The following is a 15,870-nucleotide window of genomic DNA, read 5'->3' on the forward strand; positions in this document are numbered from 1 at the left end:
TTGTTGCAGTTGTTGCAGTTGTTGCAGTTGTTGCTTGCCGCCAGCCTCTTCTTTCAAGAAGAATAATGTAACATTCTTCTTATTTTATTTATACCTATTTCATCAAGCATTAAACGCATTTTAAATATTTTTTAAATTTTTTTTTATTTTTTAGTTAAATTCAATATTCATCCCCGTCTTCCCTGTGCCGTATTCTAGATTCCCTGGCGTACTCTCTGAGCCTTTTAATATTCACGGTCCAAAGGTATCCTATATACACCAGAAACACCACAAGATATCTTTCAAATCCCAGCATCAATATGAAATTGAATGTTCCGTGAAGCACCATTGGCACATATAAAGACTTTTTGAAATAGTTTTCCTTGTCCTCGTATCCGCAGCTTTTACAGTATTTCACAAGTGAAAGATAGTATCCCATTGTTATGGCAAAAAGCATATGCGCAGGAACAGAGAGGATCCCTCTCAGTAATCCTACATATACGTTTGAATATCTGAACACCACATAGCTTATGTTTTCTATTGTCGCAAATCCAAGTGCCGAAAAAACGGAAAACACTATTCCATCAAGCTTTTCGTTGAAATGTGTATCGTTAAAAGCCCACCTTAAAACCACAAGCCTTTTAAAATACTCTTCTGTAAACCCCGCAACTATAAACGATACATACAGCCCGGAAAGCGCCCCCGAAAAAATATTCAGACTTAAAAGTATATTTTCAACTACTATCACCGGGAAAACTGAAAATGCACCCAGGGCAAATATCTTAAAAAGCAAAGGCAATGGCTCCCTGTCATATCTGTCAACAAGATATATTATAACTGCAAGTATTATTCCTGGAGTTACAGCCAAAGTCCATATGCTGATATCCATACGTCACCCCCATCCTTTATTATTATTTTACCCATTAATACTATGTATATACTTGCCTTGCTGTTTTTGTCGTTTTTATTGAATTTTTATTTGCAAAGAGTATAATAGAATACTGTACAGATTTTCAGCGGCGATACTGTCAGTGTATTTTCACACAGGGCGTCATATATACTCTATACAAGGAATGGAAGGTGATTTTTTGAAGCTTTTAAGACAATCTGCAATAATAATTTCTTTTTGGCTTATGGGGGAGATAATAAGGGAATTTTCCGGCATCCCCATTCCTGGAAATGTAATAGGCATGGTTCTGCTGTTTACTTCTCTTTGCCTGAAGTGGGTAAAGCTTGACTCCATAAATGAAGTTTCAGACTTTTTGCTCTCACATCTGGCTTTCTTCTTCATACCTGCAGGGGCAGGGCTTATATCGTGCCTTTCTGTTTTAAGGTACAGCTGGATTAAAATAGTCGTGATATCACTCATATCGACAATATTTGTGATAGTATCAACTGGGATTACCATACAGACGGTACAAAGGAGGAGCAAAAATGGATAGCATAATAAGCACCCCCTTGTTTGGGATAGCCCTTTCGCTTTTGGCTTTTGACATTGGCTGCATTGTATATAAAAAAGCCAAGCTTCCTATTTTCAACCCTATAATAGTGTCAACATCAATTATAATACTATTTCTTTTGAAATTCGACATAAGCATAGAAGACTATAACAAAGGCGCAGACTTCATATCGTTTCTTCTGGGCCCCGCGACTATAGTTCTTGCCGTTCCGCTCTACAAGCAGCTTCACCTTTTAAAAGCCAATTCAGTGGCCATAATAAGCGGGATAACTGTTGGATGCATAACATCCATAGTAAGCGTCGCAGCCCTTTCAAACATAATGGGACTCGATTCCATTATAGGCCTTTCAGTGGTTCCAAAGGCTATAACCACACCCATAGGAATAGAGCTTTCAAAACAAATCGGCGGGATTCCAGCGCTTACGGTGGTCACAATAATACTTGTGGGCAATATAGGCTATGCCATTGCTCCATTCGTATGCAGGCTGTTTGGCATAAAAGACAAGGTTGCCGTGGGAGTTTCAATAGGAACCTCATCACACGCCCTCGGAACCACAAGGGCAATGGAACTTGGTGAGGTCGAGGGTGCGATGAGCGGGCTTTCAATAGGCCTTGCTGGAATATTCACTGTGCTTTTGGTACCTATTGTACTAAAATTGATCAATTTCATTTAGAATACTCTGCCAATTGAATAAAGCTTGCAGCGATATAAACCTGCCAATCAAAGAGCCCCCTATATAGGGGGCTTTGGGTCGCACAAATCACCAAAACTTCTGGCAACAGTCTTTACACTTTTTGCAGTTTTATATCCTGTCTTTTCTCGAGTATGTGGTGTGAAGAAGCTCATGCGCCTTTTTACCGTAAGGCTCTCCAAGGAATTCTTCATACAGTTTCAGCACCTCTTCGTTTTCATGCGATTTTCTCTTTGACTTGTTTCTATCTTCTTCGTATATGGCTTCCTGGCGCTTTTTGATTATCTCCATGTGTCCGTGGTGGTAAGGCTGTCCGCCTCCGCCTACGCATCCTCCAGGGCATGCCATTATCTCTATTGCATGGAAGCTACAGTTTCCTGCTCTTATGCATTCAAGCAGCTTTCTTGCATTTCCAAGTCCATGTGCTATGCCTATTTTAATATCCATGTCGCCTATTTTCACTGTCCCTTCCCTTATTCCTTCCATACCTCTGAGCTGAGTAAACTCTACATCCTCAAGCTCTTCTCCCGTAAGCCAGTCGTATGCCGTCCTTACAGCGGCCTCTATCACACCTCCTGTTGTACCGAATATTACAGATGCTCCCGTACTCTCTCCCATCATCTTATCAAAATCCTCATCCTCAAGATTCGGGAAGTCTATTCCAGCCTCTTTCATCATTGCAGATATCTCACGCGTAGTCACAACTATGTCTACATCTGCATGTTCACCCTCTGAAAGCTCAGGCCTTCTCGCCTCAGCCTTTTTAGCTATGCAAGGCATTACAGACACAACCTCTATATCTTTAGGGTCCAGTCCGTTCTTTTGTGCATAATGCGTCTTTACTATGGCTCCAAACATTATGTGAGGAGATTTGCAAGAAGAAGGAATGTCCAGCATATCCGGGAACTGGTGCTCTATGAATTGAACCCATGCCGGGCAGCAGCTTGTGAGCATAGGAAGAACTCCGCCGTGCTTTATTCTGTGTACAAGTTCTGAAGCCTCCTCCATTATTGTAAGATCTGCAGCAAAGTCCGTATCGTATACGGCGTCAAACCCCATCCTTCGAAGCGCAGCCGCAAGCTTTCCAGTGACAATGCTTCCAGGCTCCATTCCAAACATTTCACCTATGGCCACACGTATAGCAGGTGCAACCTGAACTATTACATGCTTTTTGGGATTGTGGAGTGCGCTCCATACCTTGTCAGTATTGTTGACCTCCGTAAGCGACGCTGTAGGACATACAGCAACGCACTGCCCGCAGTATGTGCATGACGATTCAACCATTGGTATGTTGAACGCGGGACCCACGAACGAGTCGAATCCCCTGCTTATTCCCGAAAGTATCCCGCAGGTTTGAATCTCGTTGCACATTGTCTCGCACCTTCTGCACATTATGCACTTATTGGGGTCCTTTACTATGGCGTCCGAGGACTTGTCCTTTTCATAGTCCATCTTGACACCTTCCCATTTTATCTCCCTGACGCCCAGCTCATGCGCCAGCGACTGAAGGTCGCACTCCATGTTCTTTGGACATGTAAAACATTCATTAGGGTGATTTGAAAGAAGAAGCTCAACAGCCATCCTTCTTCCCCTTATAGCCCTCATGGTATCCGTCCTTACTACCATCCCTTCCTCAGCCTTCGCGGAACATGAAGGGACAAGGTTGGGCCTTCCTTCAACTTCAACCATGCACACGCGGCATGAAGCCGACCTGTTTATGAATTTGAGCTCTCCCAAATCCATGTAGCAAAGAGTAGGTATGTGGACATTGACCTCTTTTGCCGCATCAAGTATAGTGGTTCCCTCGTCCACAGTTACATTTTGCCCGTTTATAGTCAAATTAACCTTTTCTGCTGACATACAATCCCTCCCTATGGTCTTATAACCGCGTCAAACTTGCATGCGTCATAGCAAGCTCCGCATTTGATACATTTTTCATGGTCTATCACATGCACCTTCTTCGGCGCGCCTTCTATGCACTCTACCGGACATACCCTCGCACACGCAGTGCATCCCACGCATTTTTCAGGGTCTATCGAGTACTTTACAAGAGTCTTGCATTTTCCGGTCTTGCAGTACTTTTTGTTTATATGATCTTCGTATTCGTCCCTGAAATATTTAAGAGTCGAAAGAACCGGATTCGGGGCAGTCTGCCCAAGCCCACAAAGAGCGGAATCCTTTATCATGTTGCCTATCTGCACTAGATTGTCTAAATCCTCGGGGACCCCTTTTCCCTTTGTTATCCTGTCGAGTATCTCATACATCCTCTTAGTTCCCACCCTGCAAGGAGTACATTTTCCGCATGATTCGTCCTGAGTGAAGTCGAGGTAGAATTTGGCGATATTGACCATGCAGTCGTTCTCGTCCATTACTATCATTCCTCCCGATCCCATCATTGAACCTATTTCCTTTAGACTCTCATAGTCTATAGGCGTATCAAGATCCGCTTCGGTTATAACCCCGCCTGAAGGACCTCCCGTCTGAACGGCCTTGAATTTATGCCCGTCCATTATGCCTCCGCCTATTTCATAAACTATTTCCCTAAGAGTTGTCCCCATTGGAACCTCTACAAGCCCTATGTTGTTTATCTTTCCTGCGAGCGCAAAAACCTTTGTCCCCTTGCTCTTTTCAGTACCTATTGACGCAAACCACTCCGAACCGTTGAGTATTATGGGAGGAATGTTTGCAAATGTTTCGACGTTGTTTACGCATGTAGGCTGTCCGTTGAGTCCGCATTCAGAAGGATAAGGCGGCTTTACAGTAGGCTCTCCACGGCTTCCCTCAACAGAGTGAATTAGAGCTGTTTCTTCGCCGCATACGAATGCCCCCGCCCCGTATCTTATCTCTATGTCAAAATTGAATCCGCTTCCAAATATGTCTTTCCCAAGGAATCCCTTCTCCCTGGCCTGGTTGAGCGCTATTTTAAGCCTGTTTATGGCAAGAGGGTATTCCGCCCTTATATACACTACTCCGTTTTGGGCTCCCATTGCATATCCACCTATCGCCATGGCCTCTATAACGCTATGGGCATCCCCTTCAAGTATGGACCTGTCCATGAATGCACCCGGGTCTCCCTCGTCGGCGTTGCATATTACATATTTTTGCTCACCGTCCCTGGAATTTTTAGTAATTTCCCATTTGAGACCTGTAGGGAAACCTCCTCCTCCACGTCCCCTGAGGCCGCTCTTTTTTATAGTATCTATGACTTCGTCCCTCGACAGCTGCTTTAGAGCCTTTTTAAGCGCCTCATATCCCTTGTTTGCAAGATAGTCGCTTATGTCTTCTGGATCTATCTCTCCGCAGTTTCTAAGCGCTATACGGTGCTGCTTTGCATAAAACGACATGTCCTTGTGTTCATGTATTTTTTCTCCGGTCTTTGGATCCTCATAAAGTATCCTGTCCACCTGCTCGTTTTTCATTATGTGCATTTCCACTATGTCTTTTGCATCCTTTGGGCCGACCTTTACATAAAATACATTGTCAGGCTCTATCTTCACTATAGGACCCTGACCGCAAAATCCAAAGCATCCTGTTTTTACAACCTTTACGTTTTCATCTTGTCCGTGGTGTTTAAGGAGTATCTCAAGATTTTTTATTATCTTTTCGCTGTCTGAAGATATACATCCCGTTCCACCGCAAACCAGTATTTTTCTCTCCATGCTCATTTGACCCCTCCCCAAGAATTCTAAAAGCCTCCGTCAGTTGAAATCATACTGCTACTCATATTCCGCAAGAATGCGCTCCACATCGTTTTCTGTCACATTCCCATAGACCTTCTCGTCTACAAGCACAACAGGCGCAAGTCCGCAGGCTCCAACGCACCTTACATCCCTGAGCGTAAAATTGCCATCCTCCGATGTCTCTCCAACATCTATACCAAGCTTTTCCTGGAATTTGGCAACTACCTTGTCGGCACCTTTTACGAAACATGCAGTTCCCATGCATACGCTTATGGTGTGTTTTCCCGTAGGCTTTGTTGTAAAATACGAATAGAAGCTCACTACCCCAAATACTTGGGCCGCTGGGATTTTAAGCTCTCTTGCTATGAAAAGCTGCACTTCCCTTGGAAGAAATCCAAAGAGTTCCTGAGCCTTGTGGAGTATGTTTATAAGAGATCCCTGCTTATCCTCTAGCCCCTCAATATACCCTTTGAGTTCATCAAATAAATCATTAGACAAATCCTTTACACTCGTTGTCTGCTCATGTACATTCGATTTTTCCATAGACGTCTCCTTCCTATTTGGCCATATCATTTTCTTTTCACAGCTAAATATACCCCTGCAGTTCGCATCAAATCACTATTTTTGCTATAATTAAAATACAAAATCCATATAGATTTTAATGTACATATAAATTTTAATCATATTATGATTAGGCAAACAGATTTGGAGGATATATATGAGATGGATTGACAAGAGATACCATACATTGAACTACGAGCTTAAAAGCACTTTTGGATGCAAGGTCTTCAAGCTTTCAATTGACGGGGGATTTACATGCCCAAACAGGGACGGCAAGGTCGGAAGCAGTGGCTGCATATTCTGCAGTGAATCAGGCTCAGGAGAGTTTGCCTCAAACAGAAATTTAGACATTCACTCTCAGCTTGAGCAGCAGGTGGATCTTTTAATGGAAAAATGGCCGTCAGGCAAATATATAGCATATTTTCAAAACTTCACAAACACCTATTCAGATGTGACGGATCTTGAAAAAAAATACGAATCTGCAATTTCGCATCCAGGAGTCATAGGTCTTGCAATAGCAACCCGCCCCGACTGCATTCCAGACGACGTTCTTTCTCTTTTGGACAGCTTGAACAAAAAGACCTACCTTTGGGTCGAGCTGGGCCTTCAGACAATGCACGAGGATACAGCCAAGGTGATAAGAAGGGGATATGATATAGAAGTATTCGAAAAGACTTTTTCAAAACTTAAAAAACTTGGAATAAGGACTGTTGTGCACCTCATACTCGGCCTTCCAGGAGAATACAGAGCGAAGATTTTACAATCCGTAAGGTATGTATCCAGCTTGAACCCATACGGGGTGAAACTTCACCTCATGCACGTGCTCAAAAATACGGACCTTGAATCCTATTACACTGAAAGTCCGTTTCACATGCTTTCTAAGGACGAATATATAGGTCTTGTATGCGATTCTCTTGAAATTCTAAACCCGGACATAACAGTTCACAGGGTTACAGGAGACGGCTCAAAAGACCTTCTAATAGCCCCACTATGGAGCCTTGACAAGAGAAGCGTTCTAAACGGAATAGACATTGAGCTCAAAAGGAGGGACAGCTTCCAGGGAAAATTTTTTCCTGAATAAAAGCGTATTACACGGTAAAACGGACTCAGCGCAATTGCAGCTTTAAAATACTTTCAATCATAAAAAAAGACCTGAGTAAAAAACTCAGGTCGAAACTTTAAAAATATAAAAAATGTATTTGATATTCCCTTTTCATAATGCAGCCAATCCAAAATGAAAATGAAATATCACAGCCACACCCCATCTAATTATGCCGCTCTTTTACCTGCCCTAACACCACTTTTTTCCGGCCTGTTTTTTATGAGTATTGCTCCTGCAGTAGCAGTTATACCAATAACCAAGTACATAGAAATAAAAATTCCCATAGTTTCCATATCCCTTCACCTCCTTACAGACTATAATTCAAATCATGCTTATAAAAATTTTCAGCCACGTCTATTACCATATGCGCTTCTATGAATGAATGTTTGTGTCATTTTACTGAATGTTGTAAAAGTTCTGTAAATTTATTGTATCTGCGAGTTTCAAAAAAAATCAAAAAAACCAAAAACCATTATGAAATTTTAACAAATAAATTTTCATGCCGTTCACGGAAGCATATGACATCCCTTAGCATGGACAAATAGGCAATATATGTTCATATGTTGTGCACTTTTCACTATGCCTTATTTTAATAGATGTCTAAATATTCATAGAACTTGCTTATATGCTGTATTTGAAACCTTTAAAAAATGCTATCATATTGTTCAAGGCTATAGAAGCCAATTTAAAAGTCTTCATAACTCAATTAAATACAAGGGGGATTGATTCTATGAACGCTATGCTAAAAAAACTGGTTGATCAAGGATTCATGACAGAATCTCAAGGGGTATATCTTGAAGAAGCCGTCGGAAGAAAAGAATCGATTATAGTTTCCGGTCACAAGGGATGGGGGATTCTTCCTGCAATGGCCACTTTGAGCGCTACTGCAAAAAGCCAGTTTAAAATAAAGCAGGTTAAAAGCTTTGAAGACCTGTCCGATGAGGCTGAGTACTATATAATCGCAGACCTTAAGGATATAGATTTTGCAAAACTAATATCTGATACAATCGCAATACCCAATTCTTCCATAATAACTATAAAGGATCCTGACCACCCATATTCACTATTTAAGCTTCTTGGACATGTCTTCAAGTCAAATGCAGATACATCAAAAGTCTATCAGGTCGTAGAATGTGCAAAGACAAATGATGTGAAACATGTTGCAAAAATAACCAAAGTAACTCTAAACGAAAAGGGCAAACCGGTAAAAGTCAATTTCGAAGGTTAAAGCTCTTAAGTGAATTGCCATTGCGCCGTAAAATTTCAAAATATTCAAAAAAAGACGCCTTTACCGGGCGTCTTTTTTTGAATATCAAATAGATTGCATTGGGTATTAATATAGGATATATCATAAAATTTTAAATGCTCCTTTGACTGGAGCACTGTAAAGATCAAATCTAATCACTATGATAACCGCTGGAGGTGCGTTGAAATGGAAGATAGACTGAATGGAATGATTCTGGGATCGCTCGTCGGAGACTCTCTTTCTCTTGGAGCTCACGGGATATACGATACTGATAGAATCAAGCATGAATTTGGAACAATAAAGGATATTACTGCTCCGCCAAAAGACTCTTTCCACAAAAACAAAACCGCCGGAGAGCACACTCACTACGGAGATCAAACTTTGTTTTTACTCAAAAACATATACGAAAACGCCGGTTTTGACTCTGAACACTTTAAAAACAACTGGCTGTTGTTCATGAACTCATACAACGGATATATAGACAGTGCTACTGAAAAAACTCTTGAAAATATGAATTCAAATAAAAACCCTTCTGGCTCAGACTCTGATGACATGGCGGGAGCATCTCGAATAGCTCCAATAATGCTGTATTATTATTCCAATATTGAAAAAGTCGTTGAATTTTCAATCCAGCAGACAAAAACCACTCACAACAACAAGCTTGTAGTTGACATAAGTAAATTCTTCGCCTATATGTTGTTTTATGTGTTGCGAGGAGACAACCCTCAGGCCGCCATAAAAAAGGCTTCAGACATATTTGACAGGGAATACATCATAAATCAATATGTAAACATGGCATTCGAAAGCTGCGATGACAATTCAATAGATACAATAAGGCGTTTCGGGCAGGAGTGCTCTGCAAAAGGCGCCTTTCCTTCAGCTTTGCACATAATAATAAAATACCATGATGATTTTGAGAAAGCCCTTGTACAAAATGTGATGTCCGGTGGAGATTCAGCTGCGCGAGCTCTTATTATAGGCGCCGTTTTAGGCGCTTATAAGGGGGAAAGTGCCATTCCAAAACGCTGGCTTAAAGAGATGAAAAGCTACGGTGATGTCATCACAATAATAGGCTCTAAAGCCTCACAGCCACTGTAGCGCTTAAAACTAACGGGTTTACCTTAGAGGGGCAAAAATGAAAATCTCATAGTAAATCACATAAAAAAGAGTGGGTTTCGAAATGAAATCACACTCTTTTTTATGTGATTATATATAAGATCCTATCCCTTCAAATTAAAATAGACTACAAAACCGCCAAATATCATATTTCTGAAACACAAAATAATATTCACCTCATAACTAATTATATATGTTTAAAGCAAATACTTATAATTCTTGCTGCTTATCTAGTTTTAATTCCTTTGAATTTTTTATTATAGTGAATTAATAAATATAATAAAGGGATTGCAAACCATATAAATTGGCATATTTGAACAACGATAGCTGAATCAAAATAAAAACTTAAAACAAACATTGATATCGCTATAAGAAATGATAAATAAGCAAAAATCTTAGTTGCTTTTCTCCAGACTTTTTCATCACCTATAGCCCAAGGATTTGTTGTTTCCATATTTTTATAAATTTGTATTTTAGGTAGTAGATTTCCAAAGTACATAATCACTATAGCGTTTATACCAATAATTATCTTATCATTAATTTCATTTGAAAATAACTCATCTAAACCTAACACAGGTGATAGCTCTCGACCTAAAATAACTATTAAAAATAATATCTGTATACATCTAGCCGTTTTAACTTTAGGATTCTCTTTTGATAGTCCTAAAATTTCGGGAGCTTTTATATATGCTCCAAGTATCCATATAACAAGTAAAATCAATCCTATTCTTCCCATATTATCCTCCTATTTATTTGTAAAAATATCTAAAAAGTTTCCGAGAACCTCTTGAATAACGGAGGTATTTATAGAGTAAATTAAAAATTGTCCTTTTTTCTCTGAGCTTATAAGTTCTGCCGCTTTTAAAATGTCTAAATGCTTAGATATGGCCGGCTTAGACATTTTAAAATGACTAGAAATTTCTCCTGCATTCATATCTCGCTCATTAAGTAATTTTAAAATTTCTCTCCGAGTTTCATCACTTAATGCTTTAAATACTTTAACCATATACACCTCCATTAAACATTTAACTATTTAGTTAAATGTTTAATGGAGGTGTATAAGTAACAATGTTATAAATTGCAACCCCTTTGAAATAATTTCAATAAAAAATTATCGTGTTAAGGATAGTATGAATAGATTTTTACTATATGGAATGGAGTTCAATAAAACATCTCTTTTTATGAACATAATTTTAAAGCACTAAAATTCAAATGGATAAAACCTAGTTATTTCGTAAAAAATCACAACCAATTGGTTGTGATTTTTTACGAAATTTTACTTGATCTATATAGTCCTATTTAAAAAACTTGTCTATTATCTTCTCTGCAAGCCTCTTGTTCGCATGGGCTTTTGCTATTAACATTATTACAGTCAAAAATAGCTCGGCTTTTTCCTTTATGTCTGCTTCCTCTTGGCTCACCTCGTTTGTCTTTGCCCTTATGACATTGTATTTTTCTTCTATATCCTGTTTGAAGTCTTCGAATTCAAGTGATTTGAGTTCAAGGAATATTGAGTATATGTCCTCAAGCGGTATCACGTCGTCTTCTGTTGTGCTCATGTCATTTAGTATTGGCGCTATAAGAGCTTTTATGTCGTCAAGCGATAGCACCTGCTTTAAATAGTATACCAGAAGCATCAGTATCATGTGGTCTTTGGAGTACTTCTTGTTTTTGGGAGGCATTAGTATGCCCAGTTTTGTATAATTGTTGATCATTGTCTTTGTAAGTGTCTTCTCGCTGCTGTCCCTCTTGAGATTTTTTAGCCTGTCGTCAATAAAACCTGTAACCTGTTCCATATAGAGTTCAATGTCCGGTATGTCGGCAAGCTCTATGTTTTCTGAAAGCGACATCTCATCAACCACTTTGTTGATTTCATCTGTTTTCATATTTTCACCCCTTAATATCATCTATATTATATATATTACATCAAATATATAGTATTGAAAACTACGTTTCAGCATTACAGTAATATAAAAACACAACATTTATACCAAAACTTAGATTAAGCTATATAAATTTAGAATTAACGTCATAATCGCTTTTAATCTCTTTTTTTAACCTTAAATGCTATTTGAAATCATTCATACATCGATATATTATATACATATGCATTACATAGTTTTAAAAACTACATTATGTATTTAATGTAATGATATTTTGGGTTTTTAACATTCAGCTGACCCTGCATGTTCACGGCAGCTTATCAGGAGGAGATTTTATGTTTCATTGGATTCAAAGCATCCCCGTAGCAGTGATAGTTTTCATTGTGATGTCGTATGTAATAAGCAAGGCCTCGGACTGGCTTGGAGACGCCCTTCACATTCTGGGCAAAAAGCTTAACATACCTACATCGATACGTGGAGCCACATTTGACGCTGTAAGTTCTTCATTTCCCGAATTCACAACTGCAATGGTTGCAGTACTTGTGTACAAGAATTTTAATGACGTTGGAATTCCAACAGTTGCAGGCTCTGCCATATTCAACATACTTATAATACCTATGGCCAGCATATTCGCTTTCAAGGGTGCAAAAATCGCACTGAATGTCGACAAAAAGGTTGCACTAAGGGACATGGGCTTTTACATCGTTTCCGTTATCGCCCTTACACTTTTCACATACAGCGGATCTTATGGAATGGTGTCAGGAATGGTTTTAATATCAATTTATGTAGCTTATCTGGCAGTTCTTTATGCTCAGGCTAAAAAGCACATACTTGAAAACACAGGATCTGAAGCTTCCGATGAAGACGAGCCTTGCGAAGATATGAGCTATTCTAAAATACTTATGATATCTGCGGCATCAATGCTTGCCATATGGGTGAGTATAGACGCTCTTGTTCAATCTGCAATTGTCGTTTCAGCCGGACTTGGAATACCTGCATATATAGTATCCGTAATAATACTTTCTGGATGTACTTCAATTCCAGACATGCTGCTTTCCATAAAATCAGCTTCAAAAGGCGATGCCGATGCTGCAATATCAAACGCAATAGGCTCAAACATATTCGATATATGCATATGCCTTGGAGTTCCTATGATGCTGGCCGGACAAAACCTGCCTGCTAATTTTTCTCAAAACGTTGGCGTCTTAGGATTCGTATTCGGATCAGTGGCCCTTACAGGATTTCTTATTACAGGTCAAAAAGATGTCGGCAAAAGACATGCGCTTGCAATGTTCAGTCTCTATGCAGTATTCGTAGGTTATATAGCCATTAATGCTTTTACAATTTTCTAATCAATCCAACAAATAGAAAAGCCCCGAGTGCAGAAATTTCTGCACTCGGGGCTTTTCGTATAAACTCTTGCACGTCTATACAATCCCGATAAAAATAATGTATTTAATCAACAGTAAATTCACCTACTCGAAATTTTTTGCGTATTTTGGATTGAGTCCTTCATTAAGCTCCGATATAGGTATTTCAAATGTCGGTATCCCGTCTGCATACGAAGCTATTTCATAAAGGCCAAAATAAACTCCTATCCTGTCGTCATTTATATAGAAAGGCTGGTCATCAGCTATCCCCTCAAAACCCTGGTATGGGATATATGCGTCTTCAACGCTTTCACCCCTGCTTAAAGCCTCGTTTATATACTGCTGCTTTATCCCGTCTATCTGCCTGTATATGTTCTTGTCTATTACAGACTTGTAGTTGAAATCCTCTTTGAAAAGCTTGTCATAAGTTATAAGCTCTCCTGTTTCAAGGTCTATATTGTATGATACGTCAGTGTGCATTCCATGCGCTCCGCCTGTGTATTCATAATAGACAACATAAAGGCTAAGTATTCCTTCCTGGTTGCATTTTTCTTCAAAACTTATAGAAGCTACATATGGCCTTGGATTTGGCTCAAAAGTCTTCATGTCCTCATAATCTTCTTTGGCCGTCACTTCAAATTCATTCTTAAAGTCCGTGATTTCCTTTTCAATCATCGAATTTATCTTTTCCTGGACTGCACTATCTGAAAGACCTGCAATCACAGGCATGCTTATGTCCTCGTCTATCCACGCCTCTTGAAGGCTTACCTTTTTAGCCACAACATCCACAGCATAGGGCTTTAATTTGACATTTGTGTCTATCGAGTCTCCAAAAACTTCAAAAGGAATGTTGAATTCAAAATACTTATCCTGGTCGGAACCTATCTCATAGGGCTCGAATGAAAGCACTACGCTTGAACCATCTATATAGTAGGCCTGCTCATTGTCTATCTTTACAGCATACTTCTTGCCGTTCATATCAAGGTTTTCCGTGATGTATTTTTCCATGGTTTCCTTGTAGCTGCCATCTTTGAACAGCTTTCCAATCTCTATGTCCTTTCCCGTGTTAACGTCTATATTGTATACTTTGTTTATCGAGTAACCGTATTCCCCTTCTTTGACAGTTTTACTCATCAGTATGCTGACTATTTTCCCGTCGCTATGTTTAACTTCATAGTCTACCGAAGCAGTCTTGCTATAGTCGTCTTCATACGCGTCTTCAATGATGAGCCTTGCTGACTGCGCCTGCATATCAATGAATTCATCAGCTTCCTCTTGAAACCGGCGGTTTATCCTCTCCTGTACCTTTTTGTCGCTTATCCCCTCTACTACTGGAACATTTCCTTCTCCCTTGAAAATGCCCTCATCGATATTTATTGCCTTGCTCGTAATCTGAATGTTTTGAACCTCACTCGCCTGAGCACTTGAGCCACTGCTTTCCGCTTCGCCCTGAACGCATCCTGAAAATAGAGCCAGCGCTGCAGCCACCATTATTCCCGCAGTAAAACGTGAAATCCTCTTATTGTATTTCATATTATCCCCTCCATATGTTTTATACTATCATTATATTCAACAAGGGATGTCATTTGGTTACAAAATTACTACACTTGTTTTGCATTGCAATTTTTAACATGAATATCACTTACAGTTCGGCTTATTTTATTACACTTTCGATTATGCCTCCCCCTATGACCTCGTCATCGCTGTAAAACACGGCGGCCTGACCCGGAGTAACCGCCCTTTCAGGCCTGTCAAATTCCACCCTTGCAAGCCCTTCGTCGGTAATACTTATTGTAGCATCCAAAAAAAGCCCCCAGTGGCACACCTTGACCTTCGCCCTTATGTCTCCCCGTGGCCTTTCAAAAGGTATGAAATTCGGTCTGCTTGCAATAAATCCATTTGAGTAGGTATCCTTGTCGTCTCCAAGTATGACCTCGCTTTTTTCAGAGTCTATGCCAATTACAAACAGTCCCTTTGCGATGTCTATACCAAGCCCCCTTTTTTGGCCTATTGTATAGTTTGATATCCCGCTGTGCATACCGAGTATCTTTCCGTCTTTGTGCCTGAATATACCTTCCTTTACCTTTTCCGGCGCATTTTCTTTCATATACCTTTTGTGATTCCCGTCCGGTATGAAGCATATGCCCGTGCTGTCCTTCTTTTTGGCTATTTGAGGATCTACATTCAATGCAATTTTCCTAACCTGTGATTTGTCTTCAATGCCCGAAAGAGGGAATATTATGTGCCTGAGCTGTTCCTGGCTCAGTGAGTGCATAACATAGGCCTGATCTTTCCTGTTCGCCTTTCCCCTCATAAGCCTGTACCTTGAAGTATTATCGTCATATACGACATCGGCATAGTGTCCTGTTGCTATATAATACGCTCCGATTTCATGCGCATATTCCATGAATTTCCCAAATTTTATTTTCCTGTTGCATATTACACACGGGTTTGGCGTCCTCCCCCTTGAATACTCCTCTATGAAATAGTCCTTTATGTTTTCTTCGAAAAAAGTTCTCAAGTCAAGAACTCTATGCTCTATTTGAAGCTTTTTCGCAACCCTTGCGGCATCCGCTACAAATGAAGGCTCTACGGCTCTTCCCATATCGTCATATTCGTCAAACAACAGCATTGTGACTCCGACAACCTCATATCCCTGCTCCTTTAGCATGTATGCGGCCGTAGTGCTGTCAACTCCTCCGCTAAGACCTATTGCCACCTTGTTCTTGTCAAGTTTCATCAAATCACCTTTTCCAATAAATTATCCGCCATTACATTTTAA

Annotated in this window: 16 protein-coding genes; 6 read left to right on the forward strand and 10 right to left on the reverse strand. The window is 39.9% G+C overall.

Annotated elements, in window-relative coordinates; all coding sequences use genetic code 11:
• Window positions 1–160: 160 nt before the first annotated feature.
• Window positions 161–868: a PrsW family intramembrane metalloprotease gene (locus tag BUQ87_RS06965; protein ID WP_038263925.1), complete on the reverse strand. Its 708-nt coding sequence runs from the start codon at window positions 866–868 to the stop codon at window positions 161–163.
• Between the two features lie 199 nt (window positions 869–1,067).
• Here BUQ87_RS06965 and BUQ87_RS06970 point away from each other — a divergent pair, with 199 nt between their 5' ends.
• Together BUQ87_RS06970 and BUQ87_RS06975 are read left to right on the forward strand one after the other, a co-directional pair.
• A complete protein-coding gene (locus tag BUQ87_RS06970; RefSeq protein ID WP_038263927.1) occupies window positions 1,068–1,421 on the forward strand; it encodes a CidA/LrgA family protein in 354 nt (117 codons plus the stop codon).
• A complete protein-coding gene (locus BUQ87_RS06975) occupies window positions 1,414–2,112 on the forward strand; it encodes an LrgB family protein (protein ID WP_038263929.1) in 699 nt (232 codons plus the stop codon). The genes BUQ87_RS06970 and BUQ87_RS06975 overlap by 8 nt, the downstream gene beginning before the upstream one ends.
• A gap of 129 nt (window positions 2,113–2,241) precedes the next feature.
• On the opposite strand, the gene BUQ87_RS06980 is transcribed toward BUQ87_RS06975, so the two are convergent.
• From BUQ87_RS06980 to nuoE, 3 genes are read right to left on the reverse strand one after another with little or no spacing between them, the layout of a single operon-like run.
• Window positions 2,242–3,990 carry an NADH-dependent [FeFe] hydrogenase, group A6 gene (locus BUQ87_RS06980; protein WP_038263930.1) on the reverse strand — a complete coding sequence of 583 codons (1,749 nt, stop codon included), beginning with the start codon at window positions 3,988–3,990 and terminating at the stop codon, window positions 2,242–2,244.
• An 11-nt stretch (window positions 3,991–4,001) separates the two neighbouring features.
• Complete coding sequence (gene nuoF / locus BUQ87_RS06985) at window positions 4,002–5,795, reverse strand: NADH-quinone oxidoreductase subunit NuoF (RefSeq protein ID WP_038263933.1); 1,794 nt, start codon at window positions 5,793–5,795, stop codon at window positions 4,002–4,004.
• Between the two features lie 51 nt (window positions 5,796–5,846).
• Window positions 5,847–6,353: an NADH-quinone oxidoreductase subunit NuoE gene (nuoE, locus tag BUQ87_RS06990; protein WP_052636054.1), complete on the reverse strand. Its 507-nt coding sequence runs from the start codon at window positions 6,351–6,353 to the stop codon at window positions 5,847–5,849.
• A 175-nt stretch (window positions 6,354–6,528) separates the two neighbouring features.
• Here nuoE and mnmL point away from each other — a divergent pair, with 175 nt between their 5' ends.
• Window positions 6,529–7,452 (forward strand): tRNA modification radical SAM protein MnmL/YtqA, encoded by a 924-nt coding sequence (gene mnmL, locus BUQ87_RS06995; RefSeq protein WP_038263936.1) that lies wholly within the window; start codon window positions 6,529–6,531, stop codon window positions 7,450–7,452.
• A 188-nt stretch (window positions 7,453–7,640) separates the two neighbouring features.
• Here mnmL and BUQ87_RS15665 read toward each other — a convergent pair whose 3' ends face one another.
• Window positions 7,641–7,766, reverse strand: coding sequence for a hypothetical protein (locus tag BUQ87_RS15665; protein ID WP_278309041.1), 126 nt, complete (start codon window positions 7,764–7,766; stop codon window positions 7,641–7,643).
• 437 nt (window positions 7,767–8,203) lie between these two features.
• Here BUQ87_RS15665 and BUQ87_RS07000 point away from each other — a divergent pair, with 437 nt between their 5' ends.
• The gene (locus BUQ87_RS07000) at window positions 8,204–8,701 is read left to right on the forward strand and encodes a hypothetical protein (RefSeq protein ID WP_038263939.1); all 498 of its coding nucleotides are present in this window, start codon (window positions 8,204–8,206) and stop codon (window positions 8,699–8,701) included.
• 204 nt (window positions 8,702–8,905) lie between these two features.
• Window positions 8,906–9,817 carry an ADP-ribosylglycohydrolase family protein gene (locus BUQ87_RS07005; RefSeq protein ID WP_052636055.1) on the forward strand — a complete coding sequence of 304 codons (912 nt, stop codon included), beginning with the start codon at window positions 8,906–8,908 and terminating at the stop codon, window positions 9,815–9,817.
• 244 nt (window positions 9,818–10,061) lie between these two features.
• On the opposite strand, the gene BUQ87_RS07010 is transcribed toward BUQ87_RS07005, so the two are convergent.
• From BUQ87_RS07010 to BUQ87_RS07020, 3 genes are all read right to left on the reverse strand, one after another.
• Complete coding sequence (locus BUQ87_RS07010) at window positions 10,062–10,571, reverse strand: SdpI family protein (RefSeq protein WP_038263941.1); 510 nt, start codon at window positions 10,569–10,571, stop codon at window positions 10,062–10,064.
• Between the two features lie 9 nt (window positions 10,572–10,580).
• The gene (locus tag BUQ87_RS07015; RefSeq protein WP_038263944.1) at window positions 10,581–10,841 is read right to left on the reverse strand and encodes an autorepressor SdpR family transcription factor; all 261 of its coding nucleotides are present in this window, start codon (window positions 10,839–10,841) and stop codon (window positions 10,581–10,583) included.
• A 289-nt stretch (window positions 10,842–11,130) separates the two neighbouring features.
• Complete coding sequence (locus BUQ87_RS07020; RefSeq protein ID WP_038263947.1) at window positions 11,131–11,721, reverse strand: DUF1836 domain-containing protein; 591 nt, start codon at window positions 11,719–11,721, stop codon at window positions 11,131–11,133.
• Between the two features lie 332 nt (window positions 11,722–12,053).
• Between BUQ87_RS07020 and BUQ87_RS07025 the strand changes: the two genes are divergently transcribed.
• Entirely contained in the window at window positions 12,054–13,070 is a 1,017-nt protein-coding gene (locus BUQ87_RS07025) for a calcium/sodium antiporter (RefSeq protein WP_038263950.1), read from the forward strand.
• Between the two features lie 123 nt (window positions 13,071–13,193).
• Here BUQ87_RS07025 and BUQ87_RS07030 read toward each other — a convergent pair whose 3' ends face one another.
• Window positions 13,194–14,621, reverse strand: a complete 1,428-nt coding sequence (locus BUQ87_RS07030) for a PdaC/SigV domain-containing protein (protein WP_052636057.1) — start codon at window positions 14,619–14,621, stop codon at window positions 13,194–13,196.
• A 121-nt stretch (window positions 14,622–14,742) separates the two neighbouring features.
• The gene (gene mnmA / locus BUQ87_RS07035; protein ID WP_038263953.1) at window positions 14,743–15,828 is read right to left on the reverse strand and encodes a tRNA 2-thiouridine(34) synthase MnmA; all 1,086 of its coding nucleotides are present in this window, start codon (window positions 15,826–15,828) and stop codon (window positions 14,743–14,745) included.
• Window positions 15,829–15,870 lie beyond the last annotated feature (42 nt).

The organism is Peptoclostridium litorale DSM 5388 (genome assembly GCF_900141635.1).
GTDB lineage: Bacteria > Bacillota > Clostridia > Peptostreptococcales > Peptostreptococcaceae > Peptoclostridium > Peptoclostridium litorale.